This window comes from Pedobacter sp. Leaf194, from assembly GCF_001423945.1.
Lineage (GTDB): Bacteria > Bacteroidota > Bacteroidia > Sphingobacteriales > Sphingobacteriaceae > Pedobacter.
The window spans coordinates 272601-288658 of sequence record NZ_LMPU01000009.1; the positions used below are offsets into that span (position 1 = coordinate 272601).

Annotated in this window: 17 protein-coding genes; 13 read left to right on the forward strand and 4 right to left on the reverse strand. The window is 39.0% G+C overall.

What is annotated here, in order from left to right; translation table 11 throughout:
• Positions 1–14 precede the first annotated feature (14 nt).
• Positions 15–824, reverse strand: a complete 810-nt coding sequence (locus ASG14_RS11375; protein ID WP_235528571.1) for a C40 family peptidase — start codon at positions 822–824, stop codon at positions 15–17.
• An 81-nt stretch (positions 825–905) separates the two neighbouring features.
• On the opposite strand from ASG14_RS11375, the gene ASG14_RS11380 reads away from it, so the two are divergent.
• Positions 906–1358, forward strand: a complete 453-nt coding sequence (locus ASG14_RS11380; RefSeq protein WP_056871191.1) for a universal stress protein — start codon at positions 906–908, stop codon at positions 1356–1358.
• 8 nt (positions 1359–1366) lie between these two features.
• Complete coding sequence (locus ASG14_RS11385; RefSeq protein WP_056871192.1) at positions 1367–2626, forward strand: serine hydrolase; 1260 nt, start codon at positions 1367–1369, stop codon at positions 2624–2626.
• A 58-nt stretch (positions 2627–2684) separates the two neighbouring features.
• Here the strand turns inward: ASG14_RS11385 and ASG14_RS11390 are convergent, their stop codons facing one another.
• Positions 2685–3035, reverse strand: a complete 351-nt coding sequence (locus ASG14_RS11390; RefSeq protein WP_056871193.1) for a 4Fe-4S dicluster domain-containing protein — start codon at positions 3033–3035, stop codon at positions 2685–2687.
• Between the two features lie 79 nt (positions 3036–3114).
• On the opposite strand from ASG14_RS11390, the gene ASG14_RS11395 reads away from it, so the two are divergent.
• The 6 genes from ASG14_RS11395 (at position 3115) to dnaJ (ending at position 9082) form a co-directional block, all read left to right on the forward strand.
• Positions 3115–4134, forward strand: a complete 1020-nt coding sequence (locus tag ASG14_RS11395; protein WP_056871194.1) for an acyl-CoA reductase — start codon at positions 3115–3117, stop codon at positions 4132–4134.
• Positions 4135–4195: 61 nt separating this feature from the next.
• Complete coding sequence (locus tag ASG14_RS11400; RefSeq protein WP_056871195.1) at positions 4196–6106, forward strand: gliding motility-associated C-terminal domain-containing protein; 1911 nt, start codon at positions 4196–4198, stop codon at positions 6104–6106.
• Between the two features lie 46 nt (positions 6107–6152).
• Positions 6153–6356 (forward strand): hypothetical protein, encoded by a 204-nt coding sequence (locus ASG14_RS11405; protein WP_056871196.1) that lies wholly within the window; start codon positions 6153–6155, stop codon positions 6354–6356.
• A gap of 1 nt (position 6357) precedes the next feature.
• Entirely contained in the window at positions 6358–7041 is a 684-nt protein-coding gene (locus tag ASG14_RS11410; protein WP_056871197.1) for a cell division ATP-binding protein FtsE, read from the forward strand.
• 205 nt (positions 7042–7246) lie between these two features.
• A complete protein-coding gene (locus tag ASG14_RS11415; RefSeq protein WP_056871198.1) occupies positions 7247–7828 on the forward strand; it encodes a nucleotide exchange factor GrpE in 582 nt (193 codons plus the stop codon).
• An 87-nt stretch (positions 7829–7915) separates the two neighbouring features.
• Positions 7916–9082 carry a molecular chaperone DnaJ gene (dnaJ, locus tag ASG14_RS11420; RefSeq protein WP_056871199.1) on the forward strand — a complete coding sequence of 389 codons (1167 nt, stop codon included), beginning with the start codon at positions 7916–7918 and terminating at the stop codon, positions 9080–9082.
• A 72-nt stretch (positions 9083–9154) separates the two neighbouring features.
• On the opposite strand, the gene ASG14_RS11425 is transcribed toward dnaJ, so the two are convergent.
• Positions 9155–10000 carry a DUF6882 domain-containing protein gene (locus ASG14_RS11425; protein WP_056871200.1) on the reverse strand — a complete coding sequence of 282 codons (846 nt, stop codon included), beginning with the start codon at positions 9998–10000 and terminating at the stop codon, positions 9155–9157.
• 433 nt (positions 10001–10433) lie between these two features.
• Between ASG14_RS11425 and ASG14_RS11430 the strand changes: the two genes are divergently transcribed.
• The 5 genes from ASG14_RS11430 (at position 10434) to ASG14_RS11450 (ending at position 15353) form a co-directional block, all read left to right on the forward strand.
• Positions 10434–11177, forward strand: coding sequence for a DUF72 domain-containing protein (locus ASG14_RS11430; RefSeq protein ID WP_056871201.1), 744 nt, complete (start codon positions 10434–10436; stop codon positions 11175–11177).
• 186 nt (positions 11178–11363) lie between these two features.
• Complete coding sequence (locus ASG14_RS11435) at positions 11364–12260, forward strand: ABC transporter ATP-binding protein (RefSeq protein WP_056871202.1); 897 nt, start codon at positions 11364–11366, stop codon at positions 12258–12260.
• A gap of 3 nt (positions 12261–12263) precedes the next feature.
• Positions 12264–13604, forward strand: coding sequence for an ABC transporter permease (locus ASG14_RS11440; RefSeq protein ID WP_056871203.1), 1341 nt, complete (start codon positions 12264–12266; stop codon positions 13602–13604).
• Between the two features lie 115 nt (positions 13605–13719).
• The gene (locus ASG14_RS11445; RefSeq protein WP_056871204.1) at positions 13720–14436 is read left to right on the forward strand and encodes an SDR family NAD(P)-dependent oxidoreductase; all 717 of its coding nucleotides are present in this window, start codon (positions 13720–13722) and stop codon (positions 14434–14436) included.
• A gap of 2 nt (positions 14437–14438) precedes the next feature.
• A complete protein-coding gene (locus tag ASG14_RS11450; protein WP_056871205.1) occupies positions 14439–15353 on the forward strand; it encodes an exopolyphosphatase in 915 nt (304 codons plus the stop codon).
• On the opposite strand, the gene ASG14_RS11455 is transcribed toward ASG14_RS11450, so the two are convergent.
• Positions 15348–16016 (reverse strand): carboxypeptidase-like regulatory domain-containing protein, encoded by a 669-nt coding sequence (locus ASG14_RS11455; protein ID WP_056871206.1) that lies wholly within the window; start codon positions 16014–16016, stop codon positions 15348–15350. The genes ASG14_RS11450 and ASG14_RS11455 overlap by 6 nt on opposite strands.
• Positions 16017–16058: the final 42 nt, after the last annotated feature.

The window sequence follows — 16058 nt, forward strand, 5'->3', positions numbered from 1 at the left end:
TGCAACTTCGGTGTTTATTCCACAAAACGTTTGATAATTCTGAGTTTGTGGGTATATCGGCCTAGCTCCTTGTTAAAAATTCCCTGATCATCAATTGGGTCTATTCTTACTTTTCCCGAAGAATGGATAATTTCATTGCTGTTTAGCATAATGCCTACATGCGTAATCTTTCCTTCTGCATTGTCGAAAAAAGCGACGTCGCCAGCCTTACATTCTGCTAAGAAGCCCACTAATTCTCCTTGCTCTGCCTGTTGAGATGCATCCCGCCTCAACTTGATGTTCATTAATTTAAAAACGGTTTGTGTAAAGCCAGAGCAGTCTATGCCGAAAACATTTCTGCCACCCCAAAGGTATGGTACGTTCTGAAAAAACTTCGCCGTTGCGATAACATCGTTTTCGAAATTTGCCTTTTCGCTGTTGTAAGGTTCAAAAGCAACTTCAAATTTTTCGTCGCCTGCAAAGCAAAAGCCATCTTTATAAAAAGGCAGGTTGCTTCCGGCACTTAAATGATGTAAGCTCCCATCAGCCGCCTTCAAGACATTATCAAAATTCAAAGGAACAAGTAATTTACAATCATGCATTTTAGCGAAATCATTTTCACTGATGGCGGCCAGTTGTTTGAAATCGACCCAGCCCTGGTAGCCGTCGAACCCGTTTTGAACAAGCCACCAGCGCTCTTCCTTCTGAAGAATCTCGACATGTTCGCCAAACAATAATTGAGAAACGATTTCTGATTTGTCAGAACCTTCAGCCCTCAAAGGCGCAACAGCCACCCGGCAAATACCATATTTACTATCCATTTTCTGCAATACTAATTCTGCCATAAAACTAATAAATTACATTGGCCAACTAACATTTTGCCGCTAAATTTGTTAATTTTATGATAACCTTTAAACTTGCTCACCATGAATTTCAAGAAAATATTAATAGCCGTTGATAACAGTACATGTTCAGAGAAGGCAGCAAAGGCAGGATACGATATCGCTGAAAAATTTGACGCCGAAGTTGCACTGGTAAACATTATCGAGCCGATTCCGGCAAATGTAAACCCCGATTTAACATTGGCTCCGGTTTTTTTAGAAACCTACGACAATAGTGAAGAAAATAGCCACATTCTTTTAAAAGAGATGGAAACGAAATTTTCAAACGGGGTTAAAACTTCATATTTAAGTGTTGTTGACACCGCAGCGCATGGCATTATTCAACAATCAGACGAATGGGGCTCTGACCTGATCGTTATCGGAACCTATGGCCGATCTGGCTTGTACCATTTTTTAATGGGAAGTGTTGCTGAACATGTTGCCAGAAAATCTGCATGCCCGGTTTTAATCATTCCCAACAAAAGCGAAATTGATTAATCTTCCGGATGAAAAAACGAATTGCCGCTAACATTTGGTTCCTTTTATTGATTGTAAGTCCTGTTTTCGCCCAGCAAAAAGCGAATGAGGCTTCGTTTTCTGAATCGCAACGCGTTAAACTCGACAACTTATTGAATGATTACATCTCTAAAGGATGGATTAAAGCTGTTTCTGCAAGCATTTTAGTTGATCGAAAGCCAGTTTATAATAAAGCTTTTGGCAACAATTTAAACCGGCCAGCCAGAACGGATGACATATTAAGAATTGCTTCCCAAACCAAAGCTGTTACCTGCACGGCGGCCATGATTTTGTTCGACGATGGAAAATTTGGCCTCGACGATCCAATATCAAAGTACATTCCAGCTTTCAAAAATCCAAGGGTGCTTGATAAATTTAATCCAACTGATTCCAGTTACACGACCAAACCCGCGACTCACGAAATTACAGTTAGAGAATTAATGACCCATACGTCAGGTTTGGGATATGCGCAGATTGGCTCGCCCGAAATGAATGCAATATATGCCAAAGCAGGTATTGAGGCAGGCTTCGTTATTCACAAGAAGCTGCTGGAAACCGAAATAAACAAATTGGCTAAGCTTCCCCTGGCTGGCCAACCTGGCGAAAGATGGCAATATAGCTTAAGCATTGATGTTCTAGGACGATTAGTCGAAGTAGCCTCCGGTTTGGATTTAAATACTTTTTTTAAAGAAAGGATCTTTAAGCCTTTGGCCATGAACGACACTTATTTTGCGCTGTCTAAAGAGAAGCAATCACGGCTGGCGACCGTTTACACGGAAGACCCAAAAAATAAAAGAGTAAAGCCTTGGGTAGATGGTGTCTTTCCGGGTGCAACAGTAAATTACCCGATTAATAATAACGGCTATTATGCCGGCGGTGCAGGGCTGGTTTCTACATCAAAAGATTATGGAACTTTTTTACAAATGTTTTTAAACAAGGGTATTTACAGCAGGAGAAGAATTCTTTCAGAAAAAAGTGTAGCGTTAATGACAAGCAGGCAAATTGGAAATATACCTTTTACAGATAATACTTTTGGTTTGGGTTTTGAAGTTGTTACCGAAAAGGGAAGCAAGCTCAGCGGCCAAAGCGTTGGTTCATTTGGTTGGGGCGGCTTCTTTGGATCCACTTATTGGGTAGATCCAAAAAAGAAGATTGTTGCACAAATTTATGTACAGCAATGGCCTTTCTCTCATGGTGAAATTGCGGGTCGGTTCAAAGCAATCATTTACAACCAAACTGCCAAAAATTAGCAAAAAAAAATCCCGGTAAAACCGGGATTATAATTTTATAATACTTTGGATATCAATGTTAATTCTCCTGGTGCAACCAAGCTTTTTTAGCAAGTAGTTCCTCTTCTGTTTCGCGAATATCTTCGTCATCTACGCAGCAATCTACAGGGCAAACTGCTGCACACTGAGGCTCGTCATGAAATCCCTTGCATTCTGTACACTTATCCGATACGATATAATAAACCTCATCAGAAACCGCTTCCTGAGCCGAATCTGCTTCAATTTGTTGATTACCAAAATCTATAACGCCTTCTAAATTTGTACCATCAGAAAAACGCCATGCAGTACCGGCATCATAAATTGCATTATTAGGGCATTCTGGTTCGCACGCCCCACAATTTATACACTCATCTGTTATTTTAATTGCCATGTCTTCGTCTAATTCTTTTGCTTAGTTTACCTTTGCAGCTGCAAATATAAGATATAATCAATTAATAATAATTCTAAATATGTCAGTTTTAACTCAGGAAAAAATAATTATCGCCTTCAAAAACCTAGGTAAATTTCTTGCCAGTTCAACTGATTCTTTAGAAAGTGTAATGTATTCGGCACAAAATGCCAATGCATGGTTTACCATAGAAAATGTTAAAAAATCTATAGCGTCGTTTGCAGAAATGTTAAGTCCGGCAGATGTTGACGCGTGGTTTAAGGCTATAGAGCTCAGTGCTTCGCCAAAAAAAGTCGGATTAATACTGGCAGGTAACATTCCTATGGTTGGTTTGCACGATGTACTAAGCGTTCTTGCTACAGGGAATATAGCCCTGATAAAACTGTCATCTTCGGATGATAAACTAATAAAAGCAATTCTCGGACAACTCATTTTGATTGAACCCGGCTTTTCTGAAAAAATTGAGTATGTAGAGCGTTTAAAAGATTTTGATGCCGTAATTGCAACAGGCAGTAACAATTCATCCCGGTATTTCGATTATTATTTTGGCAAAGTGCCTAATATCATCAGAAAAAACCGAAATAGTGTTGCCGTGTTAACAGGGTCAGAATCTTTTGAGGATATACAAAACCTGGGTGCAGATGTTTTTGATTATTTCGGATTGGGTTGTAGAAACGTTTCAAAAATTTATTTCCCGAAAGGTTACGATATTGCAAATTTCTATGAGGGAATTGAACACTTTCAACCAATAATAAATCACTTCAAGTACAACAATAATTACGATTACAATAAATCAATTTACCTGGTAAATGCCGCCAAGCACTTTGATAACGGTTTTTTATTGCTCAAAGAGGATGAAAGTTTAACATCGCCACTTGCAGTTCTTTTTTATGAAGAATACGAAAGCCTGGCGAATGTTGAAGAAAAACTAACTGAAAAAGCAGCGCAAATTCAATGCATTATCACCAAGGCCCCATTAGCTGTAAAAACTTTTAATTTCGGCGAAAGCCAACATCCAAAACTTTGGGATTACGCAGATAATGTTGATACAATAGCATTTCTGAATGGGCTGAGAAGTTAGGTTCCGCATATTCGGCATTTCGGTTTTTTATTAAGATATTGCAGGAAATTGTTTCATCCCAATGCGCCTTCAAATCAGATTTTCCCTATTTCTGTTATTAATTTTCACGTTTAAAAATTTATCGGCACAGCAGGCCTGCGCCGGCGCACTTGGAGATCCGGTAATTAATATCGATTTCGGTTCAGGAACTTCTAATTTCAGCTCGCCGCTTAGCAGCATCAACACCAATTACAGGTTTTTAGCCGGAACGCCCAACGATGGGGAATACACCATTGCAAAAAGTACGAACGGAATGCACAGTGGCGTAGGTTGGCATCAAATTCCCAACCATACTCCCGGAGATTCTAACGGCTATATGATGGTAGTTAACGCTTCTAACAACCCCGGTATCTTCTATCAGGCAGCTATCCCAAATCTCTGTCCCGGAACAACCTACGAGTTTGCAGCCTGGATTATAAATTTGCTAAATTACTCAGGGATAAAGCCAAACATTACCTTTTCCATTGAAACAACTGCGGGTGTAGTACTGCAAAGTTATAACACAGGCGACATTCCTGATGGTCCATCGCCAAACTGGGTGCAGTACGCAACAACATTTAAAACCACCGCTCAAACAGATTTGATATTAAAAATAACCAACAACGGGCCAGGCGGAAACGGCAATGACATTGCTTTAGATGACATCACCTTCAGGGCATGCGGACCAACGATAACGCCATCCATAAATAGTGGATCTGCAAATATATCGGTTTGTGAGGGCGTAACAGACAGCTATAATTTAAATGCAGAGGTATCTGCAGGCTATGCAGAGCCGGTATTTCAATGGCAGGTAAATTCGGGTACAACATGGACAGATTTACCCGGGGAAACGTCGAAGCAAACCACAGTAAATCTGGTAAATGCAAGTAAAGGAATTTATCAGTATCGCCTGGTGGCTGCGGAGCGGCAGAATATTGCCTCGGTGAATTGCAGAGTTGCTTCTGCACCTCTGGTAATAAATGTCAACGCGAAGCCAAATACCATTGCAAGTAGCAACGGCCCCGTTTGTATAGGTGCAAACATTCAACTTTCAGCTACTGATGGCGCAACCTTTAGCTGGTCTGGTCCAAATAACTTCACATCAACAGATAAATCGCCTTTAATTAACAATGCGCAATTAAATATGGCTGGCGTTTACACCGTAACCGCTACAATAAATGGCTGTACAAGTACTTCCACAACTACTTTACAGGTTCTCGAGCCGATAAAAGCGGCTACGCACTTGAATAAAGGCTTCACTTGCCAGAATAGTCCGATTCAATTAATGGCGAGCGGAGGAACAACTTACCGCTGGCTCCCGGTTGATGGGCTTTCAGACCCAAATATTGCGAACCCGATTGCATCGCCAAAGGAAACAACCATTTATACAGTAACGGTTTCAAATGGCGGCTGTTCTGCTACGGCCACTGTTGAAGTTAACATCATTAAAAATGCAGTTGCAGATGCAGGCGCCGATTTGAAAATTTTGACTGGTCAGCCCGTAACGTTGGGCGGAAAAGTTTCCGGCGATAATGTTAAGTATTTCTGGACCCCATCTGATTATCTGGACGACCCTACAAAGCTGAATCCTGTTGCCACGCCGCCTTTCGATATCACCTACACGCTTCATGCGGAATCAAATTCGGGTTGTCTTAGCACATCTGACGATGTTTTTGTTAAAGTATATCCAAAAATTGTTATCCCAAATTCCTTTACGCCGAATGGCGACGGGATAAATGATACCTGGACAATTCCGGCAGCCGAGGCTTTTCCTAATGCAAAAGTAAGAATTGTAAACAGAACCGGAAGTCTCCTCTACCAAAGTAATGGCGTTTATAAACCCTGGGATGGAAGATTTGAAGGCAAGGATCTTCCCGTTGGAACTTATTACTACACGATTTATTTCAACGAAGATTTCGACATGTTCTCCGGCTGGATTTTCTTAACGCGATAATCTTTTGCCTTTCAGCTTTCAGCTTAAATAGCTATTTTTGGACACAATGTACATTATTAAGGTAAAAGGCATCGCCAAAATTCCCGATTACGTTCAGCTAAGGGATGATAAGTTTACTTTGCTTGCTTATTTTAGGGTTGATAGACCTGACAAATCTTTAGATAAACTGGGACTTGGCGACAAATTAGACTATATAATGCAAATGGTAAAGGATTTGCCTTTTGGGCAGATTGCTAAATTAGATATATAAAATGGCAGAAAACGCAGTAATTCATTTAAACAGTGTTGATGTATTTCAACAGAAACACCTGGTACTCTCAAGCGTAAATTTACATATAGAAAAGGGCGAATTTGTTTTTCTTATCGGACAAACAGGTTCAGGAAAAAGTAGCTTACTAAAAATATTATACGGCGATTTACACATTGGTAGCGGTAATGGAAATATTGCCGGTTTCGATTTAAAAGATTTAAAAGAAAGCCAGGTTCCGTTTTTACGTCGAAAGCTAGGTGTAGTTTTTCAGGATTTTCAATTGCTTACCGACCGTACAATCGAAAAAAACCTGGAGTTTGTTTTAAAAGCAACCGGATGGAAAGATGCAAATCTGATTAACGAACGGATAAAAGACGTACTTGATAAAGTTGGTTTACGCTCTAAAATAAAGAAAATGCCGCACGAAATTTCTGGTGGCGAACAGCAACGTATCGTAATTGCCAGGGCACTCCTTAACGACCCCGAAATTATACTCGCCGATGAGCCAACCGGCAATCTCGATCCTGAAACCTCTGAAGAAATTGTTACGCTTTTAAAACAGATTAGCCAAAACGGTACTGCGGTTTTAATGGCTACGCATGATTACCACATCATCAGAACATTTCCTTCGCGTATTATTAAATGCGAAAGTGGTGTTGTGCATGAAGATGCACAAATAGTGTAACGGATTGAGCGTTTTACAAACCGTCAAATTCATAAATAACCAAATCTGAATACCTGCTTCCCTCTGCCAAAATTGTGAATTAAAATCCGCAATTCCACGTCCCCTGTCAATCTGTTCAGATAATTATTAATAACTCTGCCAGCTTGGCTGATTTACGTTTGTGGCAAAATAGTTGAGATTAGGACAAAAAAATCAGCATAATATTATGTTTAATAAGAAGAAAAATAACGATACAGAAGAAAATATAATGAATACTGAAAATTCATCAGAAAATACTGCGCCTGAAAATGTAGAAAATGCTGATAACCAACAAGCTGCTGAGCAGGTTGAAGAACAAACCGCCGAGGAAAAATTACAAGGTGAAGTTCAGCAACTTAATGATAAATATTTACGCCTTTATGCCGAGTTTGACAATTACAAGCGCCGTACGCAAAAGGAACGCGTAGAGTTGTTACAAACTGCCGGAAAAGATGTTATTGTTTCGCTTTTACCTGTGTTGGATGATTTTGACAGAGCATTAAAAGCGATGGAAACTGCTGCCGATGTAACGCCGGTTAAAGAAGGAATTTTATTGGTTAGCACCAAATTGAAAAATACGCTTGCCCAAAAAGGACTGAAGGATGTGGAAAGTATTAATAAAGAGTTTAATACAGATTTTCACGAAGCAATTACCAATATCCCTGCACCTAGTGATGATTTGAAAGGTAAAGTTATTGATGAAGTGGAGAAAGGTTATACTTTAAACGATAATGTTATTCGCTTTGCCAAAGTGGTGGTAGGGGCATAAAATTAGGAATGATAAAATGAGTGGATGATGGAATGGTAAAACATTCGACATTTCGTTCATTCAAAATTCAATCATTTTAAAAAGAAGATGAGTAAAAGAGACTATTATGATGTGTTAGGCGTAACCAAAAGCGCCCCTGCCGAGGAGATAAAGAAAGCTTATCGTAAGATGGCTATTAAATATCACCCCGACAAAAATCCGGGTGATAAAGCCGCCGAAGATATGTTTAAGGAAGCTGCGGAAGCTTACGAAGTGCTGAGTAACCCGGAGAAAAAGCAACGTTATGATCAGTTTGGTCATGCCGGCGTTGGTAGTAGTGCCTCCGGAGGATACGGCGGTGGCAACATGAATATGGATGATATCTTCAGTAATTTTGGAGATATATTTGGCGGTCATAACCCATTCGAAAGCTTTTTTGGTGGCGGCGGTGGCGGTGGCCAGCAACGTGGTGGCCGCAGGGTTGCTAAAGGTTCCAACCTTCGCATTAAGGTTAAGCTAACGCTTGAGGAAATCGCCCATGGCGCAGAGAAAAAAATAAAAGTTAACAAGCTTGTTTCCTGTAAAACGTGTGATGGAACTGGCGCTAAAGATAAATCATCAGTAAGTACGTGTGGTACTTGCGGTGGCAGCGGACAAGTTCGTAGGGTGACAAACACCATTTTGGGCCAAATGCAAACTGCTTCTACCTGCCCTACCTGTAACGGCAGCGGCCAGCAAATTACAGCAAAATGTAATGTTTGCCATGGAGACGGAGTTGTACGCGGAGAAGAGACGATAACAATTAATATCCCTGCTGGTGTAAGTGAAGGCATGCAACTGAGCATGAGCGGAAAAGGAAATGCAGCACCAAACGGTGGCGTACCTGGCGATTTAATTATTCTTATTGAAGAAACGGCACATGAAACTTTAAAAAGAGAAGGCAATAATATTGTTTATGATTTACACTTAAGCTTTGCCGATGCAGCCTTAGGAATTAGCATCGAAGTGCCAACAATCGATGGTAAAGCTAAAATCAAAATCGACCCTGGTACTCAAAGCGGGAAACTTCTTCGTTTAAAAGGTAAAGGCTTGCCTGAGGTTAACTCATATAACAGAGGTGATGAAATTATTCACATAAACGTTTGGACACCGAAGGCTTTGAGCAGCGAGGAACGCAGCATTTTAGAAAAACTACGCGATTCAGCAAATTTTAAACCACAGCCAGGCAAAAATGAAAAAAGCTTTTTCGATAGAATGAAAGAGTACTTTGAATAGGTTAAAAAGATAACAAAAATAAAAAAACCGATGCGAAAGCCTCGGTTTTTTTATTTTCCAATATTTACATTATTAACCATTTAATCTGGTTAACGAATCATTTTTATCAAATTCTGCCGTAATTTTATTTAAACCTTTAATACCAATAACACTATATTTATTTACAGTTGTTTGGTAGCCTTTTTCTTCTAAATAGAATTTAAAAGCCAGTTTATGGTTAATATCGAAATCAGAAATCAACTGCTTAAAAACATCTACAATGCGGCCAGTTTCATTGTTATCAGCTTTTTTGATGACGATATCATTTAGCGTGAAAACCATTGCCCCTTTGCCATAATCTGCTATGTAGTAACCGCTTGCTTTCATAATACCAGATGCGGCCAGCCCAATTAAATGCAAATCGATGTTTGACATTTCGAAATGTTCAGTTTTCAAAAAGTCAATGTCGTTAACTTCCCCATAGTTTTTGAGCTTAAAGGCATGGCCAAGAGCATCGCCTGCCATTTGGGCCTGTTTATTTGCCCAGGCCCATTCCCAGCTTTCAGCTGAACGTGAATACGAACCGAGAATTTGAAAGGGTATCACCAGTTCCTCGCCAAAATTAATTTCACAGCTAATCATATCAATACTCCAGCTATTGTCGCCGATTAACTCGGCCACATCCAACTGTTTATCGAAGGCAATGCCCCCAAATCTCTCTATAAGTTGCTGTTTCGATTTACAGAATTTAGGATATTTCATTGAAACAACCGTAGCCGGCTTAACTTCTTCCGAGCGGCTAAAAAGCTTCTTGAAAAAATTCATCTTCTCGGGAATTACTTCTTTTACCAAAGCATTGTAGCCTACACGAATACCATTGGACGAAGAATAAGATTCGGCCAGACTGCTATGTTCCGTATTTTTTACTTGTTGCAGCATAATTAATATTATTTAGGCTATTAGATTTTTTTAAACTGCCGGGCATTTAGCATGGCTGCTTAAAATTTAAACCATTCCTATCTATCTAAATAGAATTGAAGGTAGATTTAATATAGGCATTAACAAAGTTAATTTTGTAAAAAGCTGACAAACAGGCTTTTAACAGAGATTACATTTAGTACAAGTTTCTATAAATCAGTTAGTTAACATATGTTGACGATTTTTTTTATTACATGAACGTCTCATACAAAAAGCCGTATTTGGTGACCAATACTAAGCTTTGCCAAAATTTAGGCTATTTAAATTGCTCTACCGATTCCTTTTCTCGGTTTCATCGGCGGTTAAGCCAAGGCTTTTCAGTTTGTGACGTTCGTTTAGAATGACATGCTTATTGCTAAAACGAACATTAATAAAGGGTTTTTGTTATAAAGTAATGAAATGGAGAATTGGATGTTCTGGGTTTTACTATCGGGAGTGGAAAGAAGAATTCTATCCGGCTGGCCTGGCGCAGAAAAATTGGTTTACCTATTATTGCGAGCATTTTAACACGATTGAGATAAACTCAACTTTCTACAAAATGCCAACGCAGAATTCGTTCGATAAGTGGTATAATGAAAGTCCCGAAGATTTTCTATTTACCATAAAAGGCCCAAGGTTGATAACACACTACAAGCAATTTAAAGAATGTGAGACGTTACTTGCCGATTTCTACCTGGCAATTAAAGACGGTTTGAAAGAAAAATTAGGCTGTGTGCTTTTCCAGTTTCCACCAAAATTTGCCTTTTCTGAAGAGCGGTATAATCTTTTGCTCGAAAATCTTGATCCGCAGTTCAAGAATGTGCTTGAGTTCAGAAACATTTCCTGGTTAGACGATGAAATTTTAGCACGATTTACTGCTGATAACATAACAATTAGTGGACAAAATTATCCTTCGCCCCTACCCAATACAGTTATAAAAACTTCAAATACGTTATATTATCGTTTTCACGGCAACCCTGTGTTGTACAAATCTGAATACGAATTAGGCATTATAGAAGACTTTGCTAAGCAATTAACCAATAAGGCACAAGATGTTTTTGTATATTTTAATAACACCTGGGGCGTTGGCGCCATTCGTAATGCTAAACAATTGCAACAATTGGTAAGCACTGGAAATGGAGCTGCCATAGTAAAATAAACCTGATTGAGCGGAAATACTTTTTGCAGCACCACCAATAATTTCCTGCTTACCATGAAAAAAAGATTGCAGTGAAAGCAGGACTGAATTAACCGAAGTGCTCGGGTTTGGCTTTTCAAAAAACATTTAACATTTGTAACCTTTTTTGCTTTTTTACGACTAACAGTTATAACTAAAACATTAACTATGCTTAGCGTAAGAAATATTGTAAAACAATACGCAAATCATTTGGCGCTCAACGATGTCAGTCTGGAAGTAGAAAAAGGCAAAATTTTCGGACTCCTCGGACCAAACGGTGCCGGAAAAACTTCCCTAATTAGAATTATCACACAAATTACCGCCCCGGATAGTGGCGACGTAATTTTTAATGGAAAGAAATTAAATTCTGACCATATAAACCAAATCGGTTACTTGCCCGAAGAGCGTGGTCTGTACAAAAAAATGGAGATTGGCGAACAAGTACTTTACCTTTCTAAACTGAAAGGATTAAGCACCGCAGAAGCCACCAAACGTATTAATTTCTGGTTTGATAAGCTGGAAATGGGTAGCTGGTGGAATAAAAAAGTGGAAGATTTGAGTAAAGGGATGCAACAGAAAGTTCAGTTTGTTGCAACTGTACTCCACAATCCGGAATTGATTATACTCGACGAACCTTTCTCTGGCTTCGACCCGGTTAATGCCGATTTAATTAAAAATGAAATTCTTGAGCTGAATGCGCAGGGTACTACTTTCATTTTTTCGACACACCGAATGGAGAGCGTTGAAGAGCTTTGCGATAACATTGCATTGATTGATAAATCGAAGAAAATTTTAGACGGCGCTGTTGATGACATTAAAGCCGGATACCGAAATAATACCTACAAGATTGAATACAAGGGCGACGCAGATTTTAGTGACTCGGCAATTTTTGATGTAATTGAGTTAACGCAAACCAAGAACGGTAAATGTCTTAAATTTAAGTTAAAAGGAAATTTTGTGGTTAACGATGTACTGAACATGATGATTTCGAAGGTGCAAATCAATCATTTAGAGGAAGTGATACCAAGTATGAACGATATTTTTATTGAACGTGTTAGAAAATAGGTTATGAACAAAATTTTACTGATTATTCGCCGCGAATATTTATCGAGGGTTAGAAAAAAATCGTTTATTATAATGACTTTTTTAACACCGCTGATTATTGCAGGTTTTTATGGCTTGATAATTTACTTTTCTATCAAAGGAATTAATGATAAAACGGATAAGGTTGCAGTTGTAAACCAAAATAAAACATTAAAAGAAAACCTCGTTTCCAATAGAAATGTAACGTTTGAATATGTAAACGACTCTTTTGAGCATTTGAAGAAAAATCTGACAAAAAGCAGTTACGATTACATTTTATACCTGCCCGATTTTGACATTGAACATCCAAAAGGTATAGAATTAATCGGCACCAAACAAGCAGGCCTTACACTGGACGGTAGGATATCGGATTCGATAGAAGACCTAATCCGCGATTACAAGCTTAAAAAATCTGGCATTTCGCAAACCGATTTAGACAACCTTAAAATTAAGGTAACGATTAATACCAAAAAGATTGGCGATAAAGGCGAAGAAGAAAATAGTAGTGCCGGCGCCAGTACAATTATTGCTTTTGTTGCGGGTGTGCTGATGTTTATGTTCATTATGCTTTACGGGGTGCAGGTAATGAGAGGGGTTATTGAAGAAAAAACAAGCAGAATTATAGAGATAATGATTTCTTCTGTAAAGCCTTTTCAATTAATGATGGGTAAAATTATCGGTATCGCCATGGTTGGCTTAACCCAGTTTTTATTGTGGATTGTGCTCACTTTTTCGATATCGGCCCTGACGGTTACCGTATTTGTGAGCAAGGATGATGCAAAGAAAATGGTTGCATCAAGTTCAATTGTGACAGCTTCAAATCCCGGAGCACAACAAATTCAGGCAGCCGCCATTAGCGACGGGCCGCTTGGCAACGTACAAAAAAGTATCAAGAACCTCGATTTAGGGAAAATTATATCGGTTTTTATTTTCTACTTTTTAGGAGGCTATCTTTTTTACAGCGCTCTGTACGCAGCTATCGGTTCTGCGGTAGACAGTGAAACGGAAACACAGCAATTTATGATGCCAGTGATGATGCCTCTGTTGCTTGGATACGCACTTTCGCTGAGTGTGGTTACAAATGACCCGTATGGAAAAGTGGCTTTCTGGCAATCGATGATTCCTTTTACCTCGCCGATTGCAATGGTTGTAAGGCTGCCCTATGGCGTACCAGGTTGGGAACTAGCCTTATCAATGATTATTTTAGTTATCGGTTTTGTTGGAACAGTATGGTTTGCTGCGAGGATTTATCGTGTGGGCATTTTAATGTATGGTAAAAAGGCAAGCTTTAAAGAAATGGTTAAATGGTTTTGGCACAAAGGCTAGAACAACAAAATGGAATATAAATAAATTAATATATTGATATATAACCAGTTACAAATATACGTTTTTTCTGATTTAAGGTCGATTTTATTACCTTTGCCAAACCTATTCAACACAATTGAAAAAAGCAATCATCATTGGTGCCACCTCAGGCATCGGCAGGGAGTTGGCAGTTCGAATGTCGGCCGCCAACTATAAAATTGGTGTAACTGGCAAGCGCCAAACATTGATTAATGAGTTGGAAAACTTAAATTCTGAACGCATTTTTGGCTCTTGTTTCGATGTAAATGATGACGTGAATTTAATTGAAAACCTAACAGAATTAATTGAGCGATTAGGTGGTTTTGATATTTTAGTTTACAGTGCCGGTTACGGTGAGATAAATGAAGACCTCGATTCACAAATTGAACAAGATACCATAAATACCAATGTACGTTCTTTCACAAATGTATTAACCTGGACTTTCGCTTATTTTCAAAAGCAAGGTTACGGGCAGATTGCTGCGATTACATCAGTAGCCGGCTTGCGTGGAAACGACAAATCGCCGGCGTACAGTGCCTCTAAAGCCTATCAAATTAACTATTTGGAAAGCTTGTCGCGAAAATCGTCGAAGTTTAAACTCGGCATAAATATTTTAGATATCAGGCCAGGTTACGTTGACACTTCAATGGCCAAGGGCGACAATTTATTTTGGGTTACACCGGTAAGAAAGGCAGCTAAACAAATTATTGAAGGCATAGAGCGCAAAGCGGATGTAATTTATGTTAGTAAAAGATGGCGTTTGTTTGGATGGACATCCAAAATTTTACCACGATATTTGATTAAAAAAATTTAATTATGCGTTTCGCTATTATCGATTTAGGCACAAACACGTTCCACCTTCTTATTGCGGAAGCAAACAATAAAAGTTTCGAAATTTTATACAAAACAAATAAGCCTGTAAAGTTGGGAGAAGGCAGGATAAATGATAACATCATCATTCCTTCCGCTTTTGAACGGGGCATCTCGGCACTTAAAGAATTTCGTGAAACGATTGATGGTTACCAGGTGGATAAAGTGAGGGCTACCGCAACTTCAGCAGTTAGAAGCGCAAACAACGGCGGGGATTTTGTATCTGCGGTTAGGGAAGAAACAAATATCGAAATCGAAATAATTAGCGGTGATGAAGAAGCTACGGCAATTTACGAAGGTGTAAAACTTAGTGGCGCAATTAATGATTTAGCCTTGATTATGGATATCGGTGGTGGAAGCGTAGAATTTATACTTTGCGACACCGAGAAATTAATCTGGAAAAAAAGTTATAACATCGGCGCTGCACGCTTAATGCAGAAATATTTTAAATCTGACCCCATTTCCGCTGATGACAGTAATGCAATTATCCATCATGTGCAAAATGAACTCGCGGACTTATTTGAAATCTGCGAAAAATATAAACCCAGACTTTTAATCGGTTCTGCAGGTGCCTTTGAAACTTTCGCACAATTAATCATCAACAGGAAAAAGCTACCGGTTGATATTGCCAGCGAGAAAAAATTCGAATTTGACTTCGATGAGTATATAGAAACTACCTTAAAACTAATTAATGCGACACACGAAGAGCGGGTGGCAATGCCTGGTATGATTCCCCTTCGCGTAGACATGAGCGTGATCGCAGCGCTTATCACCAATTATGTGATGGGCAGGTTACAGATAAATAGGTTAACGTTATCAACTTTCGATTTAAAAATGGGTATTTTGGCTGGGTTACTATAAAAACCTTGTGCCTTTCTTAGTAAAACTTATCCTTCCTACTATCATTGGGTCCATAACTTTTAAAATTAAATCGGCCTGCTTTTCAATCGATAAATTTACTTTCATGGAAGCTGAAAAACGCACGCTTTCTACAGAGAGCATTGCATCGTTCAACTCGGTTTTTGCATCTAAAGTGATCTGATAGCGTCCATTTTTATCTGTTAAAGCAAAATATCTGGTGTTGCTTAAAACAACTCTGATGCCTGCAAGTGGTTTTTTCGCGGCATCAAAGACATATCCATAAATTTTGCGCACACTTGCCGGCTTGGTGTCTGCTATCTTTTTGTATGCGGATATTTCGGTCGGGCAATTTGATGCAGACGCCATTACTTCGTGCATGAAGAAACTTGCGGTGATAGCCAAAACGCCAATGTATTTGAGCCAATTTCTGTTTTTTGGTGCAATAATAAGATGATAATTTAATTGATTAAGCTGGCTTGGTGAAAGCCTACCACAAACTTGTGATGAGGCAGCGGCAAGTGTCTTAATAATTTCTGCATTGGTGTATCCCGTAAAATCCGTAACATGTTTATTGCAGGAAATACAGAATCTACGCTCGCCATCGCTTTGCATAGTTTCCCAGTTTTCTGAACAAGGTTCTTCGATTTGTATGTCAGTTATCATCGTCTTCATCTGTTTACATTCAATTAGATGATGATGAAGTAA